Raw genomic sequence first — 21,647 nt, 5'->3', positions numbered from 1 at the left:
GATCCGGCGGCATGCGCGAGGGTACGGGGAGACGAAGTGGCACTGGACCGGGCGACCGTCATCTCCGAGTGGTTGTTGCCCGCCGCCGTCTGCGCCCCCGTCACCTGGGTCTGCCTGGTCGCCCGTTTCCGCGAGGAGGGCCGGCTGCTGGGCACCGCCCGCTCCTCCGCGCTGGCCCTGTGCGTGGTGCTGTGGACCTCCGGCATGGCCGCGCTGGCCAGCGGGCTGCTGCTGCCGCACGCCTCCAGCGTGCCGCCGCTGGCCGTCGGCGCCGTCACCGGATGGGGCGTCCTGCCGCGCGGCCGCGGCGAGCAGAACGGCAGCCGCGCCGCCCTGGCCGTGCTGACCCTCGGCAACTCCCTGCTGCTGCACCAGCTCGCGCTGCGGCTGCGCGCCGACCGCGCCGCCTGGTGCGAGCGCCTGGCCACCGGCTTCCGCGACTGCTGGGACCTCGACGCCTTCGCCGGCGACGTCCGCCGGCACCTGCTGCTGCGGGTGGACGTGCCCGGGCGCACCGGCCGGGCCCGCACCCACCTCAGGCGGGAGATCAACCAGCGGTACCAGGACGTGCGGGGCGCGGCCCAGAAGTGGATCACCTTGGAGACGAAGGTGGAGAAGGCCTGCCAGCAGCAGGGCCGCGGGCCGCACCGCGAGGAGCTGCGGCAGGTGCGGCGGGCGTTCGGCGAGGCCGAGCAGTACCTGTGGTTCCTGCTGGAGCTCGAGCACGCGCACGGCAAGCGCGACGGAGCCGCCCGGCTGGAGGCGCTCAAGCAGCGCTACTTGCCGGAGCCGGAGGGGCAGGAGAGCCGCCCCGGCCCGCGGCCGCCCGCCGGGGCAAGCGCGCCCCGTAGGGGCGCGGGGAACTGCGCGACAAGCCACGACGCGGCCGCAGACGGGGTCCAGAGGTAGCGCGTCGACTGCGGGCCGTCGCCGGCCGGTCGCGCCCACGCGGCGGCAGCCGCAGATCGGCACAGCCCCGCGCCCCTACGGGGCGCTCAGCGGTGGGGGGAGCGGGCGTAGGGGAGTGCCGGGGACGGCTGCGGGGTGTGCTGCGCCGGGGGTTCCCCGGCCGGGCCGTCGGCCGGCCGCGGGGCGGCGTCCAGGAAGGTGATCTCGACTCTCGCGTCCAGGGATTCGGCGACGGCGGCGAGCGAGCGCAGGGTGAGGTTCTCGTCGCCGGAGAGGATCTGGCTGACGCGGCCGGGGGAGACGCCCATGCGGTCGGCCAGGTCCTTGCGGGTCATCTCGCGTTCGGCCAGCAGCCCGGCCAGCGATGCCGTGGTGCGGCGGGCCAGCAGGGCCCCCGCCTCCTGTGCCGCGTGACCGCTCTCGGTGCTCTTCCGCCAGGCCATGACCGCCCCCACCCGTCCGCCGTCGCTGTCGCGCGCCCCTGACGGGCCGGTGGGCGCGCGCCCTGAGGATGTCCCTGGATGCAGCATGCCACCTTTAGCCCTGGCTAAAAGCCGGATGCGGGACGAAGAACGCGCCGTCCTCATGGGGAGGATCCCCTTCCTCGGCCGGTGACCTGGGCATAAGAGGTTGACGACAACTTTCGGCCAGATCCCGGGAATTCACCCCGGCGGCGGCGTCGCGCCGGGGCGCATGCGCCGGTGACGAGGAGTCTTCTCAACCCCCGGCCCCGCCCCTACCATGCGGAGCGCTCCGAGTCCCACGGGCCCGGGAGGGCCGTTGGATTGTCATGCGCATGGCTTCGTTTGGGTGTGACGCACCGTCGCCCGGGCCGGCCGCACGCAGGGCGCCACCGGCCGCCGCTTCGTCCCGCAGCCCGCATCGCACCAGGTCCCGCCGCCCGCCCCCACCGCTCGGGGGAGCCTTCGCGCACGCACGGGCGGCAGACCGGAATTCGTCCCTCCCACGGGTCCCGTGCGGGACCCGTGGACAACCGATTGGAGCACCATGCCCACCGGCCTGCTCACCGCCGGCGCGATCGCCGCGTTACTGGCGACGCCGCTGTCGACGAACGCCCCGTCCTCGGTCATCACCAACCCGCCGCCGGACAAGATCGTCATCGAGGTCGCCACCGTCAACGGCTCGGGCTGCCCGGCCGGGACCGCCGCCGTCGCGGTCTCGCCCGACAACACGGCCTTCACCGTGACCTACAGCGACTACCTCGCCCAGGTCGGCGTGGGCTCCAAGCCCACCGACTTCCGCAAGAACTGCCAGCTCAGCCTGAACGTGCACGTCCCCCAGGGCTTCACCTACGCCATCGCCAGCGCCGACTACCGCGGCTACGCCCAGCTCCAGGGCGGCGCCTACGGCGTGGAGAAGGCCTCGTACTACTTCCAGGGGTCGCCCGTGACGACCCCGAGCAGCCACACCTTCCGCGGCGCGTACGCCGACAACTGGCAGGCCACCGACGCCGTGCCCATCGCCTCGCTGGTCTGGGCGCCCTGCGGCGAACTGCGCAACTTCAACATCAACACCGAGCTGCGGGTCAACGCCGGCACCTCCGACCCCTCGAAGACCACCAGCTTCATGACCATGGACTCCACCGACGGCAGCATCAACACGATCTACCACCTGGCCTGGAAGGAATGCCCCAGATCCTCCTGAGGGCCCGCCCGGGCGCGGGTCCGACCCCCGCGCCCGGGCACGTGTCCTCGCTCACAGCGACTTTGCGGCGAAAACCACCCGCCCCACCTGCCCCTATCGCTCTGCGTCACCACAAGGTCACCCGTAGGGTATAGACCTGTGGCGGAAACCGAGCGACTGTTGGGGGATTCCGCCCCTCGACCGCCCCAGAGCCCGATGCCTGCTTTCAGCCGCGACACCGTGAGTCCCGAGCCGGTGACCGCCCCTCGGGGACTCGTCGGCCGGCCGGACCGCGCAGCCCCCTGGTGCCTGCACGACCCCGCCGCCTCCTGGCCCGTCCACCGCACCCCGCCCTCCGCGGCCCTCGCCCTGCCCCCCGTCCCCGGCTCCGTGGCGGCCGCCCGCCGCTTCAGCAACCGCCTGCTGGCCGAATGGGGCCTGACCGAGCTGGCCGCCGACGCCGCCCTGCTGCTGTCCGAGCTGGTCACCAACGCCATCGTGCACGTGCCCCCCGGCTGCGGCGACGTCCGGCTGGTCATCGGCCGCACCCCCCGCCACCTGCTCACCCAGGTCACCGACGCCGGCGGCTGCCTGCCGCTGTGCTCCGAGGCCGGCCCCGACAGCGAGGGCGGGCGCGGCATGTGGCTCGTCGAGCAGATCGCCGCCGCGTGGGGCCACCACGCCAGCGCCGGCGGCAAGACCGTGTGGTTCACCCTTCCCCTCCCGGGCGCCGCACCCACCGGCTAGCCGCCCGCGGGCTGCGCGCCGGGCGGTTTCGGAGAGAACATGGAAGGCGTTGCGGCACGACGGCGAGGAAGGAATCCGAAGAGCCGGCCGGGCGCACCGGCACGAGGCCGCCGCACCACCCCGAGCGGGCGGAAGGAAGACCTCGCATGGGCACCACCGACGCATTCCGGCGGGATACGGACCGGGCGGCCAGCCCGTACGAGCCCGGCGGCCTGCTCGACGTGCTCGGCGTGGCCGCGGTCGTCCTCGACCGGGACGGCCGGATCACCCTGTGGAGCCCCCAGGCGGAGGACCTCTTCGGCTGGACGCCGGCCGAGGCGCTGGGGCAGTACGCGGCCCGGCTCATGGTCGACGAGGAGCACGTCGCCGAGGTGCTCGACCTCTTCGTGAAGGTGATGAGCGGCGGCGGCATCTGGGCCGGCACCTTCCCCGTGCGGTGCAAGGACGGCAGCAGACGCCTGCTGGAGTTCCGCAACATGCGCCTGGAGGACAAGGACGGCGGCGTCTACGCCCTGGGCATCGCCACCGACCGGGCCGTCCTGCGCGACGTCGAGCGCGACCTGGCCCTGTCGCTGCGGCTGGTGGACCAGTCCCCGATCGGCCTGGCCGTCCTCGACACCGAGCTGCGCTTCGTCCTGGTCAACCCGGCCCTCGAACAGATGCAGGGCCTGCCCGCCCGGTCGCACATCGGCCGCACCGTGACCGAGGCCATGCCCTTCCTCGACACCAAGGAGGTCGAGGCGAACATGCGCAGGGTCCTGGCGACGGGCACCCCGATGCTCGACATGTTCCACCAGGGGCCCGTGGCCGACCCCGCCCTCGGCATCCGCACCCGCCTGGTCTCCTTCTACCGCCTGGACGACCCCGCGGGCCGCCCGCTGGGCCTCGCGGCCTCCGTCGTCGACGTCACCGACCGCCAGCGGGCGGCCGACGAGGCACGGCGCCGGCTCGCCCTGATCGCCGACGCCTCCGTCCTGATCGGCACCACCTTGGACCTCGACCAGACCGCCCGCGAACTGGCCGAGGTCGTCGTGCCGAGCCTGGCCGACGTGGCCGCCGTCGACGTCCTCGACACCGCCCTGCAGCCGGGCACCGCACACGCCGACGACCCCGGCACGGCCGTCTTCCGGGCCCTGGCCGTCGCCGCCTCCGACGCCGAGGACGCCGTCCGCGCCGCCGACCCGCCGGGGGAGATCGCCCAGTACGACGCCGACCGGCTGGTCACCCGGTGCGTGCGCACCGCCCGGCCCGTGCACCTGCCCCGCGTCACCGCCGAGGACCTGCCCCGCATCGCCCGCGACGAGCAGGCCGCCGAGCTGCTGGGCCGCGCCGGGCTGCACTCGTACATGGCCGTGCCGCTCATCGCCCGCGGCGAGGTGCTCGGCGCCCTGGACCTCAAGCGCACCCGCAACCCCGAGCCCTTCGACGAGGACGACGTGGTGCTCGCCGGCGAGCTCGCCGCCCGGGCGGCGGTGTGCATCGACAACGCCCGCTGGTACCAGCGCGAGCGCGCCACCGCCCTGACCCTCCAGCGCAGCCTGCTGCCCCAGCGGCCGACGGACCTGGTCGGCCTGGAGGTCGCCTACCGCTACCAGCCCGCCGGATCGGCCGGCCAGGTCGGCGGCGACTGGTTCGACGTGATCGCCCAGGGCGGCACCGAGAGCGCCCTGGTCGTCGGCGACGTCATGGGCAGCGGCATCACCGCCGCCGCGGCCATGGGACAGCTGCGCACGGCCGCCCGCACCCTCACCGGGCTGGGCCTGGACCCCGCCCAGGTGCTGCACCACCTCGACCGCACCGCCAGTGGTCTGGACCAGACGATCGCCACCTGCGTCTACGCGGTCTTCAACCTCGGCCGCTCCTGCTTCCGCGTCGCCAACGCCGGCCACCTGCCCCCGGTGATCGTCCACCCCGGCCGGCACCCCGAGCTGCTGGAGCTGCCCACCGGCGCCCCGCTGGGCGTGGGCGGCGTGCCCTTCGAGACCGTCGAGGTCCCCCTCGCCCCCGGCGACCGCCTGGTGCTCTACACCGACGGCCTGGTGGAGACCCGCGACGAGGCCATCGACGACCGCCTGCACGTCCTGGCCGACCTCCTCGCCGACGCCCCCGAGGACCTGGAGGCCACCTGCGACCTGCTGCTCGCCGAGCTCCGCGAGGACGACGCCCAGGACGACGTCGCCCTCCTCGTCGCCCGGGTACGCCCGGCGCAGGGCTGAGCCGCAGGTCCGGGCCGTATAGTGGGAAGCGCCCTTGACCTGCACCAACGCAGGCAGGGAGCCGAGAATCCCGGAGTGCCGATGTACCGCACCATGATGAAGTCCAAGATCCACCGCGCCACGGTGACGCAGGCCGACCTGCACTACGTGGGATCGGTGACCGTCGACGCCGACCTGATGGACGCCGCCGACCTGCTGCCCGGCGAGAAGGTCGACATCGTCGACATCAACAACGGGGCGCGGCTGTCGACCTACGTCATCGCCGGTCCCCGCGGCTCGGGCGTCATCGGCATCAACGGCGCCGCCGCCCGCCTGATCAGCCCCGGCGACCTGGTCATCCTCATCGCCTACGGCACCATGGACGACGCCGAGGCCCGCACCTTCACCCCCCGGGTCGTCTTCGTCGACGAGCACAACGCCGTCGCCGACCTCGGCGGCGACCCCGCCGCCGTGCCCGAGGGCTCCGGGCTGCTGCGCGGCGACCGCGTGGCGGGCTGACCGCCCGCCCCGCCGCCGCGGCCGCCCGTCAGACGGCCACACCCGCCGCCCGGGCGATCGCCCGGGCGGTCAGCGCGCCGGCCGCCAGCACCCGCGGGTCCGTGCTCGGCAGGCAGCGGTCCGTCGCCGGGTCGTACGCGGCCATGACCGGACCGGCGTGGTCGGCGTCCACCTCCTCCAGCGAGGCCGGCCAGCGGCCCGCCGACAGCGCGTCGCGCAGTCGCCGGGAGCAGGCCACGTCCATCAGCGGGTCCGCGGTGCCGTGCACCAGGCTCACCGGCACCGGCAGCGGCAGGCCGGGGCCCTGGCCCGCGAGGTCCGTCAGCGGCGCGACCCCCGTCGTGCGGGCGGGCAGGTCGTAGCGGGAGGCGATGCCCACCACGGCGACCGGCCGCCAGCCGCCGGTCACCTCCGGGCGCAGGGCCAGGCCCAGCGCCGCGGGGGCGCCCGCCGACCAGCCGGCCACCACCATCCGCTCCGGATCCCCGCCGAGCGCCGCCGCGCGGGTCCGGGCGAACTCCAGCGAACCCAGCAGGTGCGCCCGGCCGCCGTCCGGCTCGTCCGAACGCCAGTCGGGCACCAGGACCAGCAGCCCCAGGGCCGCCACCGCCTCGGCCAACGGCCGCAGCAGGTGGCGTTCGTCGGGGGTTATGCCGTGCCAGAGCAGGGCGGTGGGCAGCTTCTCGCCGCCCACCGCGGGCCGGAGGATGTCGACGAGCTTGCCGTTGTCTGCGGTGGCGAACTCGTAGTGCACATCGGAACGTACGGTCACGGCGGCCCTTCCTGCTGATCTGATGGTCGTGAAGGACCGTATCAACCGTCCCCGCTCACACCCTTTGCGCAGGTACGCCCTCGCCGGCCGGCTGCGGCGGGACGCGCGGCAGCGCGGCGAACGCGGTGGCCACCCGCACCAGCCACTCCGTCTCCGCCGCCAGGTCGGTGCGCGCCGCGCGCCCCGCGTCCTCCTCCGCCCGGACGACCCCGGCCGCCCGGCCCTGTGCCCGGCGTTCCAGCGCGCTGCGGGTGCGCACCGCCTCGATGTGGGCGCGCAGCGCCTCACCGCTCAGCCCGGCGGCCCGGCCCTCGCGGTCGGCCCGCTCCTCCTCGTCCGGGCCGGCGAACGCCCGCAGGGCCAGCTGCCCGTCGCGGATCTCGATGACCCGCCGGTAGAGCCGGAACTCCAGCTGCCCGAACGCCAGCCGGTCGGCCAGGGCGCCGCGCGGCGGCGTGAGGGCGATCGTGGGCACGGCCCCGTGGAGCGCGGCCCACAGCGGGTACAGCCGCCGGTGGCGGCGGTAGGCGCGCAGCCAGTTGCCCACCGCGGCCACCCGCGGCCCCCACCCCGGCAGCGTCCAGCCCACCAGGGTCAGCGCCGAACCCACGTCGCCGCACAGCCAGGCGAAGTCCTCCCAGGCACGCAGGTCGAAATGGAAGACCGTGCCCAGGACGTTCCCGGCCCGCACGGCGCCGTAGCCCAGGCAGATGAACGCCCCGGCCGCCGTCACCCGCAGTCCGCGCCGCAGCCAGGTGCGCCCGGCGACCTTCGCGTACCGCCAACAGACCCGGCATACGTTCGCCTCGCCCACCAGATAGACGGCGATGTACAAGGAGAGGTACGCGACGTAATAGGGGTCGTGCACGTAATAGAGCGTGAAGTCCTTCACCCTCTGGTCGGTGGGCGTCAGCAGACAGAACAACGTGATCAGCGCCGCCACCGCGGCCGCGCACGTGCCCAGTTGCCACCGCGCCACCCGCCGCGCCTCCTGCGGCGGACGGGCCCAGTACGTCAGGACCACCTGCTGGCCGAAGACGAGCGAGAGCACACAGGACTGCGCCAGCACGGCCGCCATGTTCGGCACGCCCGTGATCCGGTCGACCTGGACCCACACCGGGGGCAGCGAGACGAAGAAACTCATACCGGACAGCGCGAAAACCGCGCACAGGGCGAGCAGTGCCGGATCCCGCGGATCCTTTCGCAGGGCACGTACTTTATAGAAAAGGCCGCACCAGGCGGCCAGGGCTCCGAGGGAGTGCAGGACGGTGACCATACCGCTCACCCCTCGTCCTGGTGCGTGCCGCGCAGCGAGCGGTCGAGCCGCTCGACGGTGGCGGCCGCCTCGCTGGGCACGCTCCAGTTGCGTTCCAGGGGCTTGCGGTTGGCCTCCTGGAGGATCAGCGACGCGACCATCTCGGCCTCCTGTTCCTCGGCCGAGGTGTAGTACGTGCGCTGCAGGACGCCCTGGACCATGCGGGGATCCAGGTTGGGCAGCAGGAGCCGGGCGGTCTCCGCGCCCATGACGGCGTTCTCCTTGTGCCCGCAGACGACGTGGCCCAGTTCATGGGCGATGATGTGTTCCTGGTGCAGCGGACTGGTATCGCGTTCGTAGAAGATGTAGTCGACATCCGGTGCGGATATCCACAATCCGCAGGGCCCGTCGGCGGGGAGCCGGACGGCCTCCAGGTGAATGGGACGACCATGCCGGTCGGCAACCCGGCGGCACAGTTCCCAGACGTCGAACGGCGATGGAATGTCCAGGCCGCGAACCAGCTCCAGACTTCGCTGGTGCAACCTCTTGAAATTCACGGGATTCCCGTAACTAGGCGCTTCTTTCCGGGGGACTCGTCCGGTTCGTCGGAAGGCCTTCCAACTCGCGGACACGCTCGATCACTTCATTGATCGAGTGCAGGCTCTCGGGGGACAGCCCGGCCGCGCGGAGTGCGACGCGCTGCACCTGGGTGTCCCGCAGAGCCACCAGCAGCCGGAGGTCGGCGTTGACGGCCTCCGTCACCTGGTCGTCGAAGAAATAGGCCGGAGGTACGCCGAAGAATTTCGCCAGTGCCTCGACGTGACGAAGTGTCGGATTGTTGCGCTGCCCCTTGCGCAGCAGCCAGATGTAACTGCCGGAAATGGGCACGCCTCCAGCGGTGATCTCGCGTGCCACTTCTTCCGTGGTGTACGGCTCCCGGCCGGCCGGTACCACCGTCCTGAAGAGGTGGTTGAGCTTGTCGGCCAGGGTGTTCTCCGCGGACTCGGCCGTGGCGTCGGAGTCGTTCATGATCGCACCTCCCTCCCGCGGTCAATCTAGCTTACGGGTGCCGGGAGAGGTCCATACGGCCGTGCGTACCCGTCGCGACGACCCGGTGGGCGCCGCCCGCGCCGGCCCCGTGGAGCCGGCGCCGCCGGTCCGCCGAACAATCCCGGTTGACAGGCCGTGGGCTCGCTGCCTAGCGTCCTGGGTGTCGACGGATCGACTGGTGTTGGACGCGGCTCCCAGGAGCGATCCACGTCAGTTGGACGGAGCGGGCTTCCAGACACCCGCGCCGTCCGAGTGCGCGATCCGCCGGCGGCCGGAGGTCCTGCTGGAGGGGGTGTGCTCATGACGGTCGTGCAGCCGTGGGAGCACCGTGCCACCAGGCGGGCCACCGGCCCCACCGGCCGGCCGCGAGCCGCTCGTCTACGGGGGGATGAGCGGAACGCGGTCAGGCCGGGAGAAGTCGCGGGTCAGCCGTGCCCGCCCCGGCGGCCGGGGCGGACATCCGGCCGGGCGGCCTGCCGCTCACACAGGCGGCCCGGCCACCCGCGGCCACTCGCCGCCGGGAGGCGGCCATGACCGCCGCCGTACGTGCCGCAGCCGTCGACTTCGCCCTGCTGGGCCCGGTCGCCGCCCGCGTCGGCGGACGACCCGTCACCGTCACCGGGCGCAGGCAGCGCGTCGTTTTGGCCCTGCTCGTCCTCGCCCGCGGACGCGTCGTCCCGGTGCGCACCCTGATCGACGCCGTGTGGGGCGACCGGCCGCCGCTGGCCGCGCGCGCCGCCCTCACCCGCTCGGTCCTGGCCCTGCGCAAGGCCTTCCGCGACGCCGGCCACACCGGCCCGCTCATCGTCGCCACCCGGCCCGGCTACCGGCTGCTCCCCGGGCGCAGCGGCATCCACGACGACGTCTGCGCCTTCGAGGCCCTGGTCGCCGCCGCCGAAGAGGCCGCGGCACAGGAGGAGTTCGAGGAGGCCGCCACCTTGTACATCCGCGCGCTCGCCCTGTGGCGCGGACCGGCCCTGGACGGCGTCGGCGGCCCCGCCACGGAGACGGCGGCCGCCGACCTCGCCGCCCGGCGCACCGAGACCTGCCGGGCCCTGCTGGGCGTGGGGGAGAGCCAGTTCGAGGCCGGCTTCGTCGACGAGGCCGAGACCACGTTCCAGGCCGCCCTGTGCGCGGCCGAAGCACTCGAGGACCCGCTGCCGGCGGCCGAGGCCAACCTGGCGCTGGGCCGCCTGTGCGAGACCTTCCACCGCACGGTCCGGGCCGGCCGCCACCTGGCCGCCGCCCAGCGCGCCTTCCGCCGGGCCGGCCTGGAGGCCGCCCTGCCGGCACCGCCGCCCGGCACGCCGCCCCTGCTCGACCTGATCCCCCGCCAGCCCGGCCGCATCCGCGGCTCGGCCCCCGACCGCGGCCGCTAGGCCGTGCCCGGCGGGTCTCCGCCACGCGCCACCACGGCGCCCCGCTAGGGGCGCGGGGAACTGCGCGACAAGCCACGACGTGCCCGCTGACGGGGTGCTTCGGTCGCATGCCGGCTGCAGGCCGCCTGGGGCTGATCGCGCAGTTCCCCGCGCCCCTGGCGGGGCGCCCCGCTCCGGCCCGGTCGGACGACGCGACGCCGCGGCCACCGCTCAGCCCGCCGGGGGCTGCCGATCCAGCTCCCGCGCCGTCGGGTACGACGGCTGCGCACCCGGCCGGGTCACGGCCACCGCCCCCACCCGTACCGCGAACCGGGCCGCCTCCTGCAGCGACGCACCGCCCGCCAGCCGTACCGCGAGCGCCCCGGTGAACGCGTCCCCCGCCCCCGTCGTGTCGACCACCTCGGCCGGTACGCCCGGCACCCGCAGCGTGCGGCCGTCGGACCCCAGCACCAGCGCGCCCTCGGCGCCCAGCGTCACGACCACCGACCGGGCCCCGCGATGCCGCAGCGCCGCGGCCCACTCCTCGGCCGTCTTCCCCGCGCCCTGCGCCAGTTGCCGCGCCTCGTGCTCGTTGACGACCAGCGGATCGGCCACCGCCAGCACCTGCTCGTCGACGGATGCCGGCGCCGGCGAGGGGTTGAACACCACCCGCGCACCTTCCTGCGCCGCCAGCGCGGCCGCGGCCCGCACCGTCCGCTCCGGCACCTCCAGTTGCAGCGAGACCACGGCCGACGCGGCCACCAGGGCGCGGGCCGCCGTCACGTCGGCGGGGGACAGGCGGGCGTTGGCGCCCGGGGAGACCACGATGGCGTTGTCGCCGTCCGGCCCGACGACGATCGTCGCGGTGCCGGTGCGCGCCCCGCGCTCGACCAGGACGTGCTGCACGTCCGTACCGGCCCGGCGCTGGGCGTCCAGCAGCAGCTGCCCGTAGGCGTCGTCGCCGACCCGGGCCAGCAGGGCCGTGCGGGCGCCCAGCCGGGCCGCCGCGGCCGCCTGGTTGGCGCCCTTGCCGCCCGCCGACTCGACGAGGTCGCCGCCGGTGACGGTCTCGCCGGGCCCGGGCCGCCGGTCCACCCGCACCGTCAGGTCGGCGTTGGCGGAGCCCACCACCAGTACGTCGTAACCAGGCACTGTTCCTCCATCCTGCCGCTCCCGGCCGGCCCGATCGACCGGGCCATCGCCAGCCTGCCCGCATCGCCGATGTGGCATTCAGGTGACGGCCGTCACGCACAGGCGTCGGCGTTCCCAGGAGCGTAGCTGTGCGTGAGGAAAACGCAGCTCCGAGTCGCGAACGTGTCCGACCGGGGTCATGCTGAGACGACCGTGGCCGACACCGGCCGGCCCGGCCCCGCCGCCACCCGCCACCGGGCGAAGGGCGAGGGCGAACCGCACCCCGAGACGGGGTCCCGGCCGGCAGGCACTCCTTGACGCACGAGCGAGGGGACGAGTGTGACCATGGCTGACACACCACTGCGACCGCGCGGGCGCCACCGCGACGCCCCCGACACCGACGGTGTCTTCCTGCGCCTGATCACCATGCCTCCCGGTCCCGAACGCGACCGGCTGCGGCACGAGGTGATCGCCGCCTGGCTGCCCATGGCCGAACGCGTCAGCCTGCGCTTCCGCAAGTGCGGCGAGAGCCCCGCGGACCTGCGGCAGGTGGCCGCCCTCGCCCTCGTCCACGCCGTCGACCGCTTCGACCCCCGGCTCGGCTACGCCTTCGAATCCTTCGCCATCCCCACCATCAGCGGCGAGCTCAAACGCCACGTCCGCGACCACGTGTGGGCCCTGCACATCCCGCGCCGCGACCAGGAGCTGCGGGCCGCCGTACGGGCCGCGCGCACCCGTCTCGAACAGGACGGCACCGGCACCGAGATCACCACGGCCCGCCTCGTGACGGAGACCGGCCTCACCGAGGACGAGGTGCGGCGCGGCCTGGACGCCGACGGCGTCCACCACACCCTCTCGCTCGACCACCCCGTCGCCGGCACCGACGAGCTGCCGCTCGCCGACACCCTCGGCCGCGCCGACCGGGCACTGGAACTGGTCATCGACCGCCAGGCCCTCAAACCGCTGCTGGACACGCTCTCCGAGCGCGAGCGCTACGTCCTGTACTGGCGGTTCTTCGGCAACCTCACCCAGAAACAGATCGGCGCCCGCCTGGGCGTCTCCCAGATGCAGATCTCCCGCATTCTCAGCCGCACCTGCGCACGCCTGCGCCGCCAGCTGCTGGCGGCGGCCTGAGCAGCGGACCGTCACGGAAGAGCAGGCACACGATGACCACCTCCCACCACACCCACCTCACCCCCGACCTGCCACCGCTCGTCGACGTCCCCGACCTGCCCGGCGCCTCGTGCGGCGACCGCCGGGGCCCCGGTGACGACGAGGACGGCGAGGGCGGAAACGGCAGTGGCGCCCATCAGGAGGGGGATGGGCGCCACAAGCGCGCGAAGGAGGGGTCCGGCGGCTGACTGCGACCCCGCCCCCGCGCGGTACGCGTCCGGCTGTGACGCGCGCTGGGGGTGTTGCGTCGGCCGACGGTCAGCCGGCGATGCAGGTGTTGCCGAAGGTCGGGTTCAGCAGGCCGATGATGATGTCGATCGAGTTCCCGCAGAGGTTGATGGGAACGTGGACCGGGACCTGGATGACGTTGCCCGAGACGACGCCTGGGGAGCCCACAGCCGCACCCTGCGCGCCGGAGTCGGCGGAGGCGACGCCGGCCACGCCGGTCACGGCGGTGCCGACGGCGGCGGTCAGGACGGCTGCCTTGGCGATACGCGACATGGCTAAACCTTTCTAAGGGGTGTTGAGAGGCAATTGTGGCCGCCGTTTCAGTAGGAGTTGGACGAAAAAGGGACCGACTGCATGCAATTAACCCGGAAAGATCAATAAGTCCGATGTAATGGTCCGGAATCGGGTTTGGACTTGCCGGGCCCTCCTGCGTACAGTTTCCTGGGAGATTTTTCGGACAAGCGGACTGGGAAACGACAGCGGTCATGACCGTCACTGAAGAGAAGAACGACGGTGCGGGCCACCTGTCGGACACGGAACACCCCACCACCCCGGGCATAGACCCCCAGCGCATGGCCGTCTGCCTCGCCGTGCTGGAGGAGCTCGACGCGCTGCCGGTGGACCACCCCGACGCGATCACCGTCCGGCGCGCCACCTCCGGCATCTACCGCACGGTCAAGCAGCGCCGCCGCCAGGAGCGCCGCGCCGCCAAGACCGCCAACGACCGCAAGGTCACCGAGGCCACCGCCACCGGCTCCGCCGCCCGGATCGACGACGAGACCGAGGGCATCCTGCCGTCCTCGATCACCGAGGCCGGCCGGATCGCCGGGATCCTCCAGCGCCCGCGCTCCTGCTACGTCTGCAAGACGCGGTACGTCGAGGTCGACTACTTCTACCACCAGCTCTGCCCGAGCTGCGCGACCGAGAACCGGGCCAAGCGCGACGCCCGCGCCGACCTCGCGGGCAAGCGCGCGCTGCTCACCGGCGGCCGGGCCAAGATCGGCATGTACATCGCCCTGCGGCTGCTGCGTGACGGTGCCCACACCACGATCACCACCCGCTTCCCCAAGGACGCCATCCGCCGCTTCAAGGCGATGGAGGACTCGGCGGACTGGATGCACCGCCTGGAGATCGTCGGCATCGACCTGCGCGACCCGGCCCAGGCCGTCGCGCTCGCCGAGCAGGTCGCCGAGGCCGGCCCGCTGGACATCCTGATCAACAACGCCACCCAGACCGTGCGCCGGCTGCCCAGCGCCTACGCCGCACTGGTCGAGGGCGAGGGCGCCCCGCTGCCCGCCGGCGAGCTGCCCGCCCACCACGTCATCGGCGCGTTCAACTCCGGCGCGGTCGACGGCCTGGCGGCGCTGCCGCTGGGCGCGAGCGGCCTGGACGCCCAGAAGGTCGCCGACCTCGCCCTGGTCGCGGGCAACGCCAGCCTCGAACGCCACCTCGACGGCACCGCCATCGACGCCGGCGGCCTGCTGCCGGACGTCGTCGAGACCAACACCTGGGTGCAGACCATCGACCAGATCTCCCCGGTGGAGCTGCTCGAAACCCAGCTGTGCAACTACACCTCGCCGTTCATCCTGATCAGCGCGCTGCGCCCGGCGATGGCCGAGGCGGCCCGGCGGGCGGCCAGCGGTCGCGCGTACGTCGTCAACGTCTCCGCCATGGAGGGCGTCTTCAGCCGCGGTTACAAGGGCGCGGGGCATCCGAACACCAACGCCGCCAAGGCCGCGATGAACATGGTGACCCGGACCAGCGGCCAGGAGATGTTCGAGACCGACAAGATCCTCATGACCTCGGTCGACACCGGCTGGATCACCGACGAGCGCCCCCACTACGACAAGCTCCGCCTGGCCGCCGAGGGCTTCCACGCCCCCCTCGACCTCATCGACGGCGCGGCCCGCGTCTACGACCCGATCGTGCGCGGCGAGGAGGGCGAGGACCTGTACCGGTGCTTCCTGAAGGACTACCGCAAGTCCAACTGGTAGACCTCACCCCAGGGTTTCGCGCACCCACTCCACCGCCCCCGCCGGGTCGCGGCTGACCGGGATGCCCTCCGGCACCGGCGGGCGGCGGACCATGACGACCGGGATGCCCGCCTCGCGGGCCGCCGTCAGTTTCGGGGCCGTCGCCGTCGCGCCGCTGTCCTTCGTCACCAGGACGTCGATCGCGTGGCGGGCGAGGAGTTCGCGTTCTCCATCGAGGGTGAAGGGGCCCCGGTCCAGGAGGATCTCGGTGCGTGGCGGCATCGGGGGCCCGGGGGCGTCCACGGAGCGGAGGAGGAACCACTTATCCTCAAGGTGCGCGAAGGCGCCCAGGCCCATCCGGCCCGTGGTCAGGAACACCCGCTCGCCCATGGCCTGCAGGGTCCGGGCCGCGTCGGCCAGGGAGGCGACGTCGTGCCAGTCGTCGCCCGGCTGCGCCGTCCAGCCGGGGCGGCGCAGGGCCAGCAGGGGTACGCCGGTTGCGGCGGCGGCCCGGGCCGCGTTGAAACTGATCGTGCCGGCGAAGGGATGGGTGGCGTCGATGAGCGCGGAGACGTGCTGCTCGCGCAGCCAGTGGGCGAGGCCCTCGGGGCCGCCGAAGCCCCCGATCCGTACCTCCCCCGCCGGGAGCCGGGGTGCGGCGACGCGTCCGGCCAGCGAGCTGGTGACGCGCAGGGCGGGGGCGGCGGCGAGTGCGGCCGCCAGGCGGCGGGCCTCGGTGGTGCCGCCCAGGATGAGGATGTGGCGCTCGTCGCCGCTCACGGCGGGGTCGTCCTTCCGTCGGTGTCCACGCGTCGCCCCAGCGTACGTGCGGGGTCGTTCATGAGTGCCCCCGCGTCCGCCGGCGGGCGTTCCGCGCAGTTGCAGCACACCGGTATGCGGCACGGCTGGACGACGGGCGCCTGCGCCACGGCGGCCACCACGGCCGCGTACACCGCGTTGCTGACCGGCGACTTCCCGGACCCGGTGGGCATCACCCTGCCCAAGGGCCAGACGCCGGCCTTCGCGCTGGCTGCCGAGCGGCTGGAGGCGGACGGCCGCAGTGCGATGGCGGGGATAGTCAAGGACGCCGGCGACGACCCGGACGTCACGCACGGCGCGCTGGTGCGTGCCACGGTGCGGCTGCTGCCGCCCGGTTCGGGGGTGGTCTTCCGGGCCGGTCCGGGCGTGGGCACGGTGACCCGGCCGGGGCTGCCGCTGGAGGTCGGCGAGCCGGCCATCAACCCCGTGCCGCGTTCGATGATGCGCGACCACGTCGCCGAGGTGGCGGCGCGGCACGGCGGTACGGGCGACGTGGAGATCGAGGTGTCGGTCGACCACGGCGAGGAGATCGCCCGCTCGACGTGGAACCCCCGCCTGGGCATCCTGGGCGGCATCTCCATCCTGGGCACGACCGGCATCGTCGTCCCGTATTCGTGTTCGGCGTGGATCGACAGCATCCGCCGCGGCGTGGACGTCGCCCGGGCCGCGGGCCGCCGGCACGTGGCGGGATGCACGGGGTCGACGTCGGAGAAGGTCGCGGTGGCGGTGCACGGGCTGCCGGAGGACGCCCTGCTGGACATGGGGGACTTCGCGGGGGCGGTGCTGAAGTACATCCGCCGGCACCCGGTGGACCGGCTGACGATCGCCGGCGGGTTCGCCAAGTTGTCGAAGCTGGCGGCCGGGCACCTGGACCTGCATTCGTCGCGCTCGCAGGTGAACAAGGAGTTCCTGGCGGAACTCGCCCGCCACGGCGGCGCCGACGAGGCGCTGGCCGCGGCGGTGACCGGCGCCAACACGGGCCTGGAGGCCCTGCAGCTGTGCGCGGCGCGGGGCGTGCCGCTGGGCGACCTGGTGGCCGCGGCGGCGCGCGAGGAGGCACTGGGGGTGCTGCGCGGGGCGCCGGTCGCGGTCGACGTCCTGTGCATCGACCGCGCGGGCACGATCGTGGGCCGCGCGGACGCCAGGGGCCCGCGCGACGGCTGAGGACGGGTCAGTTCCGCGTGACCGGTTCCTGGAGTTCGGTCACGCAGCGCGCTGGGTCGGCCGGGTCGTACTCCAGGTACAGCTCGCGCGCGTAGCCCACCGAGCGGTAGCCGTGGGCGTCGATCCAGCGGGCCAGCGTCTGGACGGTGGGCAGGCAGTGGTCCATCAGGCCGTGGTGGACGATCGTGGCCGCCTCGGGCAGGGCCGGCAGGTCGGTGACGGTGAAGCCGTCGCCCCGGGTGCCCGGTGCCACCGGCATCGCGGCGCGCACGATGATCCCCCCGCCGTCGGGTGCGTCCTCGTAGAGGGCGATGCCCGGGCCCGTCGCCGCGATGCCGGCCGCCTCCAGGCGGCGGCACAGCTCGGCGAAGAGCGGCCCGGCCACGGGGGAGATGTCGTGCGGCCCGTAGCTCGCGGCCGGGGCGCTCAGTTCGGCGACCCGTACCGCGGGCACGCTCTTGACGACCACGTCGTCGTGGCTCATGTGACCCTCGCTCTCGATGGTGCGGAGCCTCGCCTCGACCTGGCCGAGCCGGGCCGTGGCCGCGTCGACGGCGGCGGCCAGTTCGGCCCGGCGCAGCCGCAGCATGCCGCGCAGTTCCTCGGCGCCGACTTCCTCGTCGACGATCGTCAGCACCTGCTGCAGGGTGAAACCGAGGTCCTTGAGGGCGATGATGCGGTTGAGGCGGGAAAGCTGGCCTGCCGCGTAGTACCGGTAGCCGCTGTGCGGGTCGGTCCGGGCGGGGCGCAGCAGTCCCAGGGTGTCGTAGTGGCGCAGCATGCGCACGGACACCCGGCCGTGGCGGGCGAAATCTCCGATGGTGAACATGGTGGGACCACTGCACTCCCTGACACGGTGTGAGGGTCAAGCACCGATCAGGGCTGGACGGTACGGCCGCAGGTGTCGCGGTCGCGTTCGGTGGAGTACAGGAAGCTGTCGGGGAACTGCTCGGCCGCCAGGGTGCGCCCCACCAGGATGACCGCCGTGCGCACGACGCCCGCCGCCCGTACCTGGTCGGCGATGCCGGCCAGGGTGCCGCGCAGCACGATCTCGTCCGGGCGGCTGGCCATGGCGACGACGGCGGCGGGGCAGTCGGGCCCGTAGTGCGGCAGCAGCTCGGCGACGACGCGGTCGGCGTGCCGGGCGGCCAGGTGGATCACGAGCAGGGCGCCGCTGCGGGCGAGGGTGGCGAGGTCCTCGCCGGGCGGCATCGGGGTGGCGCGCTGGGCGACGCGGGTGAGGACGACGGTCTGGCCCACGGTGGGTACCGTCAGCTCACGGCCGAGCGCGGCCGCGGCCGCGGCGAAGGCGGGCACGCCGGGCACGATCTCGTACGGGATGCCGGCGGCGTCCAGGCGGCGCATCTGCTCGGCGACGGCGCTGTAGACCGACGGGTCGCCGGAGTGCAGGCGGGCGACGTCCTGCCCGGCCTCGTGCGCCCGGACGAACTCGGCCGTGATGGCGTCCAGGTCGAGGCGGGCGGTGTCGACGAGCCGGGCGTCCGGCGGGCACTCGGCGAGCAGCTCCGGCGGCACGAGGCTGCCGGCGTACAGGCACACCCCGCAGCGGGCGAGCAGCCGGGCGCCGCGCAGTGTGATGAGGTCCGCGGCGCCGGGGCCGGCACCGATGAAGTACACGGTCATGCGGGGGACTCTCCTTCGTTCGGGGCGGACTTGACGACCGCCCACTGGGTGACCGGCATCGCCTGCCGCCAGCCGGTGAACCCGCCGACCCCGACGGCGTGGGCGACGGCCAGGCGGACGAGGTCGCCGCCGTGCCGGCGGTACCAGGCGGCCAGGAGCGCCTCGGACTCCAGGGTGACGGTGTTGGCGACGAGCCGGCCGCCGGCGGGCAGGGCGTCCCAGCACGCCTGGAGCAGCCCGGGCGCGGTCAGGCCACCGCCGATGAAGACGGCGTCGGGCGTGGGCAGCCCGGCGAGCGCGGCGGGGGCGGCGCCGGTGACCACGCGCAGCCCCGGGACGCCGAGCGTGTCGGCGTTGCGGCTGATGCGCTCGGCGCGTACCGGATCGCGCTCGATGCCGACGGCACGGCAGGAGCGGTGGGCGCGCATCCATTCGACGGCGATGGAGCCGGAGCCGCCGCCGACGTCCCACAGCAGTTCGCCGGGGGCGGGGGCGAGGGCGGCGAGCGTGGCGGCCCGTACGTGGCGCTTGGTCAGCTGGCCGTCATGGGCGAAGGCGTCGTCGGGCAGGCCGGGGGTGAGCCCGAGCCGGGGTGCGCCGGGGGCGCGCCGGCACTCGACGGCGACGACGTTGAGGGCGTCACCGGGCGGGTGGGGCCAGTCCTCGGCCGTACCCTCCGTACGGCGTTCGCCGTCGCCGCCCAGTTGTTCGAGAACCGTCAGCCGGCTCGGCCCGAAGCCGCGCTCGCACAGCAGGTGCGCCACCTCGGCCGGCGTGCCGGCGCCGGCACTGAGCAGCAGCAGCCGGCGGCCGTCGTGCAGCGCCGCGGCGAGCGCGGCCAGCGGCCGGCCCACGGCGCTGACGACCTCCGTCTCCTCCAGGGGCCAGCCGAGGCGGGCGCAGGCGTGGGAGACGGAGGAGGGGTGCGGCAGCACGCGCAGCCCCTCGGTGCCGCCGAGCACCTCGGCCAGGGTGCGGCCGATGCCGAAGAACATGGGGTCGCCGCTGGCCAGGACGCAGACCCGGCGGCCCGCGTGCTCGGCCAGCAGCCCCGGGACGGCGGGGCGCAGCGGCGAGGGCCAGGCCACCCGCTCGCCGGTGCACTCGCCGGCCGGCAGCAGGTCGAGCTGTCGCGGACCGCCGATCAGGACCTCCGCCTCGCGCAGCGCCTGCTGCGAGAGGGGGGCCAGGCCCTGCCAGCCGTCCGCGCCGATGCCGACGACCGTCACGGGGGCGGGGGCTTGGCTCACGGCGGCGTACCTCGAAAATCCGGCGGCGATCGGGTGATCGGACGATCAGGGGCACGGGAACTCTACTGACCTGCGGGGACGAGGACGCAAAGGCCCCCCTGCCGGTCGGCGGCAGGGGGGACGCGGGTCGTTCAGGCGGCCGGCTTACTTCGGGCAGAGCACGACGCCCTTGGCGATGCCCGTGAACGCACCGGTGAGCATGCCGATGGCGGCTCCTTCGGGGCCGCCCGTCAGGGCGCCCCTGAGACCTCCGGTGACGATGCTGGTGCCGATTTTCTTGGCCATGCACTTGTCGTGCTCGTCGCTGCCGGCGGAAGCGGGCGCGGCCGTCAAGGACTTCACCGAGGCACCGCTGCCCAGGGAGTACGTCGGGGGCGAGATCGTGCCGGTGACGGTGTCGCCGGTGACGCCTTCGATGGTCTGGGTGACGACGTTGCCGTCCACCGCGAGACTGACCTTGTGGGTCGTGCCGTTGGTGTCCGTGACGGTGCCGGGCCGCACCGTTGCGATCGTGTTGCCATTGGCGTCGCTGATGAGGACACCGCCCTTGTCGGCGCTCAGCCTGGCCCCTTCGGGCACGTCCACGGTGTCCTTCGCGGTCTTCGCGAGAGCGGTGGGCTTGACGTCCGGGCCGCCGGTGACGGTGCCCGGCGGGGTCGCGCTGGTGCGGGCGACGTACATCGTGGAGCCGGCCGCCGAGTTGATGACGGGCACGGTCACGGTCGCATCCGCGGTCCACGGCTGGTTGTCGGTGTCGAAGGTCCAGGTGCCGGTGACCTTCTTGCCGACGGCGGCGAAGTCGACCCATCCGTAGTTCTTGGCCGGGACGTCGATCGCGATGCCGTTCACCGTGGTCTCGTCGGACTGGTAGGTCTGCGTCGCGGTGAGCTGGCTGGAGATCATCGCCTGGACCGGGGTGGAGACGCCGACGGAGGTCGACAGGCCCGCGGAGTACGACTGCTCCCAGCCGGAGTGGTAGATCGTGGTGAAGACCTGCTTCATGGGGCCGCTGGTGTCGTTGAACCAGACCGACGAGGCGGGCTGGCGCGGCAGGACCTCGGGCTGCCCTTCGGACTTCTGCGTCCACGAGCAGGTGGCGGTCTTCTTGGAGCACAGGTCGGCGTAGAAGTCGAGGGCGAGCTGCCGCGCCTCGGCCGCCTTCGACGCGGGGACCGTCCACTCCTGGCTCGCGCTGCCGTTGCAGATGTTGGGCTGGGCGAGGATGCCCCACAGGTGGAGGCCGCCCCGGTTGTCCATGCACCATTCGGTGCCGTTGCGGTCGTCGCGGCGGACGATGCCGAAGGTGTTGGGCTTGCCGTCCACGGGGCGGAAGTTCCACTGCTCGCCGTCCTTGCCGCAGGACTGCTGAACGGCGGGCTGGGTGGCGTAGATGCACTTCCCGGAGGAGGTGCTGGCGATGTTGAACGTGCCGGGGGCGCCGAGCTTGATCAGGCGCCAGTTCCGGTAGTTGGTGCCGTCGGGGGTGACGGAGATCTGGTTTCCGTCGTTGTTGCCCGTCGCGTTGAGGGTGCCGTCGGTATTGGTGAACGTCCAGGCATCGGTGCCCGCGGCCTGCGCCGCGGTGGCGGTGGCGACAACGCCGGAGGTGAGCATGAGCAGGGCGAGGATCGGGGCCGATATGAGGCGTCCGATGCGTCTGAGGCCCTTGGGGTGTCCAGGCATGTGACCTTCCGTGGTGAGTCCGTGAATCGCCGGTCGTCACTCCGGGAGTGTGCACGGGCCGATGAAATCGCGATGAAGCACGGGAAGGGCCGGAGGGGAGGGGGCCATGGGGGAGGGCCGGCAGTCTCTTATT

The 21,647-nt window shown here is 73.7% G+C and carries 22 protein-coding genes; 10 read left to right on the top strand and 12 right to left on the bottom strand.

Annotation, left to right across the window (positions count from 1 at the left end; translation table 11 throughout):
- Positions 1-36 precede the first annotated feature (36 nt).
- Complete coding sequence (locus AC27L3_RS03440) at positions 37-909, top strand: hypothetical protein (protein ID WP_487232494.1); 873 nt, start codon at positions 37-39, stop codon at positions 907-909.
- A gap of 86 nt (positions 910-995) precedes the next feature.
- Here the strand turns inward: AC27L3_RS03440 and AC27L3_RS03435 are convergent, their stop codons facing one another.
- A complete protein-coding gene (locus AC27L3_RS03435) occupies positions 996-1,352 on the bottom strand; it encodes a helix-turn-helix domain-containing protein (protein WP_487232493.1) in 357 nt (118 codons plus the stop codon).
- Between the two features lie 565 nt (positions 1,353-1,917).
- Between AC27L3_RS03435 and AC27L3_RS03430 the strand changes: the two genes are divergently transcribed.
- From AC27L3_RS03430 to panD, 4 genes are all read left to right on the top strand, one after another.
- Entirely contained in the window at positions 1,918-2,574 is a 657-nt protein-coding gene (locus tag AC27L3_RS03430; protein ID WP_487232492.1) for a DUF4360 domain-containing protein, read from the top strand.
- 234 nt (positions 2,575-2,808) lie between these two features.
- Positions 2,809-3,300: an ATP-binding protein gene (locus tag AC27L3_RS03425; protein ID WP_487232491.1), complete on the top strand. Its 492-nt coding sequence runs from the start codon at positions 2,809-2,811 to the stop codon at positions 3,298-3,300.
- 146 nt (positions 3,301-3,446) lie between these two features.
- Entirely contained in the window at positions 3,447-5,516 is a 2,070-nt protein-coding gene (locus AC27L3_RS03420; protein ID WP_487232490.1) for a SpoIIE family protein phosphatase, read from the top strand.
- An 81-nt stretch (positions 5,517-5,597) separates the two neighbouring features.
- Complete coding sequence (gene panD / locus AC27L3_RS03415; protein WP_344436263.1) at positions 5,598-6,014, top strand: aspartate 1-decarboxylase; 417 nt, start codon at positions 5,598-5,600, stop codon at positions 6,012-6,014.
- Positions 6,015-6,042: 28 nt separating this feature from the next.
- Here panD and AC27L3_RS03410 read toward each other — a convergent pair whose 3' ends face one another.
- Genes AC27L3_RS03410 through AC27L3_RS03395 form a run of 4 tightly spaced genes read right to left on the bottom strand, consistent with a single transcriptional unit; the run spans position 6,043 to position 9,070 of the window.
- Positions 6,043-6,786, bottom strand: a complete 744-nt coding sequence (locus tag AC27L3_RS03410; protein WP_487232489.1) for an alpha/beta hydrolase family protein — start codon at positions 6,784-6,786, stop codon at positions 6,043-6,045.
- Between the two features lie 55 nt (positions 6,787-6,841).
- Positions 6,842-8,062 carry an MAB_1171c family putative transporter gene (locus AC27L3_RS03405; protein ID WP_487232799.1) on the bottom strand — a complete coding sequence of 407 codons (1,221 nt, stop codon included), beginning with the start codon at positions 8,060-8,062 and terminating at the stop codon, positions 6,842-6,844.
- Between the two features lie 5 nt (positions 8,063-8,067).
- Positions 8,068-8,583 (bottom strand): M48 family metalloprotease, encoded by a 516-nt coding sequence (locus AC27L3_RS03400; protein WP_344436267.1) that lies wholly within the window; start codon positions 8,581-8,583, stop codon positions 8,068-8,070.
- A 28-nt stretch (positions 8,584-8,611) separates the two neighbouring features.
- Positions 8,612-9,070: a helix-turn-helix domain-containing protein gene (locus AC27L3_RS03395; RefSeq protein WP_344436268.1), complete on the bottom strand. Its 459-nt coding sequence runs from the start codon at positions 9,068-9,070 to the stop codon at positions 8,612-8,614.
- 551 nt (positions 9,071-9,621) lie between these two features.
- Between AC27L3_RS03395 and AC27L3_RS03390 the strand changes: the two genes are divergently transcribed.
- A complete protein-coding gene (locus tag AC27L3_RS03390; protein WP_487232488.1) occupies positions 9,622-10,470 on the top strand; it encodes an AfsR/SARP family transcriptional regulator in 849 nt (282 codons plus the stop codon).
- 210 nt (positions 10,471-10,680) lie between these two features.
- Here AC27L3_RS03390 and rbsK read toward each other — a convergent pair whose 3' ends face one another.
- Positions 10,681-11,601: a ribokinase gene (gene rbsK, locus AC27L3_RS03385; protein WP_487232487.1), complete on the bottom strand. Its 921-nt coding sequence runs from the start codon at positions 11,599-11,601 to the stop codon at positions 10,681-10,683.
- A 324-nt stretch (positions 11,602-11,925) separates the two neighbouring features.
- Between rbsK and AC27L3_RS03380 the strand changes: the two genes are divergently transcribed.
- Both AC27L3_RS03380 and AC27L3_RS03375 read left to right on the top strand, forming a co-directional pair.
- A complete protein-coding gene (locus AC27L3_RS03380) occupies positions 11,926-12,714 on the top strand; it encodes a sigma-70 family RNA polymerase sigma factor (protein ID WP_487232486.1) in 789 nt (262 codons plus the stop codon).
- A gap of 32 nt (positions 12,715-12,746) precedes the next feature.
- Positions 12,747-12,941, top strand: coding sequence for a hypothetical protein (locus AC27L3_RS03375; RefSeq protein ID WP_487232485.1), 195 nt, complete (start codon positions 12,747-12,749; stop codon positions 12,939-12,941).
- Positions 12,942-13,011: 70 nt separating this feature from the next.
- Here AC27L3_RS03375 and AC27L3_RS03370 read toward each other — a convergent pair whose 3' ends face one another.
- A complete protein-coding gene (locus AC27L3_RS03370) occupies positions 13,012-13,254 on the bottom strand; it encodes a chaplin (RefSeq protein WP_487232484.1) in 243 nt (80 codons plus the stop codon).
- Between the two features lie 212 nt (positions 13,255-13,466).
- Here AC27L3_RS03370 and AC27L3_RS03365 point away from each other — a divergent pair, with 212 nt between their 5' ends.
- Positions 13,467-14,975, top strand: a complete 1,509-nt coding sequence (locus AC27L3_RS03365; protein ID WP_487232483.1) for an SDR family NAD(P)-dependent oxidoreductase — start codon at positions 13,467-13,469, stop codon at positions 14,973-14,975.
- A gap of 3 nt (positions 14,976-14,978) precedes the next feature.
- On the opposite strand, the gene AC27L3_RS03360 is transcribed toward AC27L3_RS03365, so the two are convergent.
- Positions 14,979-15,734 (bottom strand): cobalt-precorrin-6A reductase, encoded by a 756-nt coding sequence (locus AC27L3_RS03360; protein ID WP_487232482.1) that lies wholly within the window; start codon positions 15,732-15,734, stop codon positions 14,979-14,981.
- Between the two features lie 60 nt (positions 15,735-15,794).
- Here AC27L3_RS03360 and AC27L3_RS03355 point away from each other — a divergent pair, with 60 nt between their 5' ends.
- Entirely contained in the window at positions 15,795-16,937 is a 1,143-nt protein-coding gene (locus AC27L3_RS03355; protein WP_487232481.1) for a cobalt-precorrin-5B (C(1))-methyltransferase, read from the top strand.
- A gap of 7 nt (positions 16,938-16,944) precedes the next feature.
- Here the strand turns inward: AC27L3_RS03355 and AC27L3_RS03350 are convergent, their stop codons facing one another.
- The 4 genes from AC27L3_RS03350 to AC27L3_RS03335 form a co-directional block, all read right to left on the bottom strand.
- On the bottom strand, positions 16,945-17,766 hold the full coding sequence (locus AC27L3_RS03350; RefSeq protein WP_487232480.1) for a MerR family transcriptional regulator: 822 nt from the start codon (positions 17,764-17,766) through the stop codon (positions 16,945-16,947).
- Positions 17,767-17,813: 47 nt separating this feature from the next.
- On the bottom strand, positions 17,814-18,581 hold the full coding sequence (gene cobM, locus AC27L3_RS03345) for a precorrin-4 C(11)-methyltransferase (protein WP_487232479.1): 768 nt from the start codon (positions 18,579-18,581) through the stop codon (positions 17,814-17,816).
- Positions 18,578-19,831 carry a precorrin-6y C5,15-methyltransferase (decarboxylating) subunit CbiE gene (gene cbiE, locus AC27L3_RS03340; protein WP_487232478.1) on the bottom strand — a complete coding sequence of 418 codons (1,254 nt, stop codon included), beginning with the start codon at positions 19,829-19,831 and terminating at the stop codon, positions 18,578-18,580. The genes cobM and cbiE overlap by 4 nt, the downstream gene beginning before the upstream one ends.
- 144 nt (positions 19,832-19,975) lie before the next feature.
- Positions 19,976-21,514 carry an RICIN domain-containing protein gene (locus AC27L3_RS03335; RefSeq protein ID WP_487232477.1) on the bottom strand — a complete coding sequence of 513 codons (1,539 nt, stop codon included), beginning with the start codon at positions 21,512-21,514 and terminating at the stop codon, positions 19,976-19,978.
- Between the last annotated feature and the right edge of the window lie 133 nt (positions 21,515-21,647).

Source organism: Streptomyces sp. PKA51 (assembly GCF_057552455.1).
Note: the sequence above shows the minus strand (reverse complement) of the source record. Positions and strands in the feature narration are given on the sequence as shown.

What these genes read in the sequence shown, in the direction of transcription:
- AC27L3_RS03420 (WP_487232490.1), top strand. Translation starts at nt 3,447, where the DNA reads ATGGGCACCACCGACGCATTCCGGCGGGATACGGACCGGGCGGCCAGC.
- AC27L3_RS03390 (WP_487232488.1), top strand. Translation starts at nt 9,622, where the DNA reads ATGACCGCCGCCGTACGTGCCGCAGCCGTCGACTTCGCCCTGCTGGGC.
- AC27L3_RS03430 (WP_487232492.1), top strand. Translation starts at nt 1,918, where the DNA reads ATGCCCACCGGCCTGCTCACCGCCGGCGCGATCGCCGCGTTACTGGCG.
- AC27L3_RS03375 (WP_487232485.1), top strand. Translation starts at nt 12,747, where the DNA reads ATGACCACCTCCCACCACACCCACCTCACCCCCGACCTGCCACCGCTC.
- AC27L3_RS03405 (WP_487232799.1), bottom strand. Translation starts at nt 8,062, where the DNA reads ATGGTCACCGTCCTGCACTCCCTCGGAGCCCTGGCCGCCTGGTGCGGC.
- AC27L3_RS03365 (WP_487232483.1), top strand. Translation starts at nt 13,467, where the DNA reads ATGACCGTCACTGAAGAGAAGAACGACGGTGCGGGCCACCTGTCGGAC.
- cobM (WP_487232479.1), bottom strand. Translation starts at nt 18,581, where the DNA reads ATGACCGTGTACTTCATCGGTGCCGGCCCCGGCGCCGCGGACCTCATC.
- AC27L3_RS03395 (WP_344436268.1), bottom strand. Translation starts at nt 9,070, where the DNA reads ATGAACGACTCCGACGCCACGGCCGAGTCCGCGGAGAACACCCTGGCC.
- AC27L3_RS03335 (WP_487232477.1), bottom strand. Translation starts at nt 21,514, where the DNA reads ATGCCTGGACACCCCAAGGGCCTCAGACGCATCGGACGCCTCATATCG.
- AC27L3_RS03350 (WP_487232480.1), bottom strand. Translation starts at nt 17,766, where the DNA reads ATGTTCACCATCGGAGATTTCGCCCGCCACGGCCGGGTGTCCGTGCGC.
- AC27L3_RS03355 (WP_487232481.1), top strand. Translation starts at nt 15,795, where the DNA reads ATGAGTGCCCCCGCGTCCGCCGGCGGGCGTTCCGCGCAGTTGCAGCAC.
- AC27L3_RS03435 (WP_487232493.1), bottom strand. Translation starts at nt 1,352, where the DNA reads ATGGCCTGGCGGAAGAGCACCGAGAGCGGTCACGCGGCACAGGAGGCG.
- AC27L3_RS03370 (WP_487232484.1), bottom strand. Translation starts at nt 13,254, where the DNA reads ATGTCGCGTATCGCCAAGGCAGCCGTCCTGACCGCCGCCGTCGGCACC.
- panD (WP_344436263.1), top strand. Translation starts at nt 5,598, where the DNA reads ATGTACCGCACCATGATGAAGTCCAAGATCCACCGCGCCACGGTGACG.
- AC27L3_RS03380 (WP_487232486.1), top strand. Translation starts at nt 11,926, where the DNA reads ATGGCTGACACACCACTGCGACCGCGCGGGCGCCACCGCGACGCCCCC.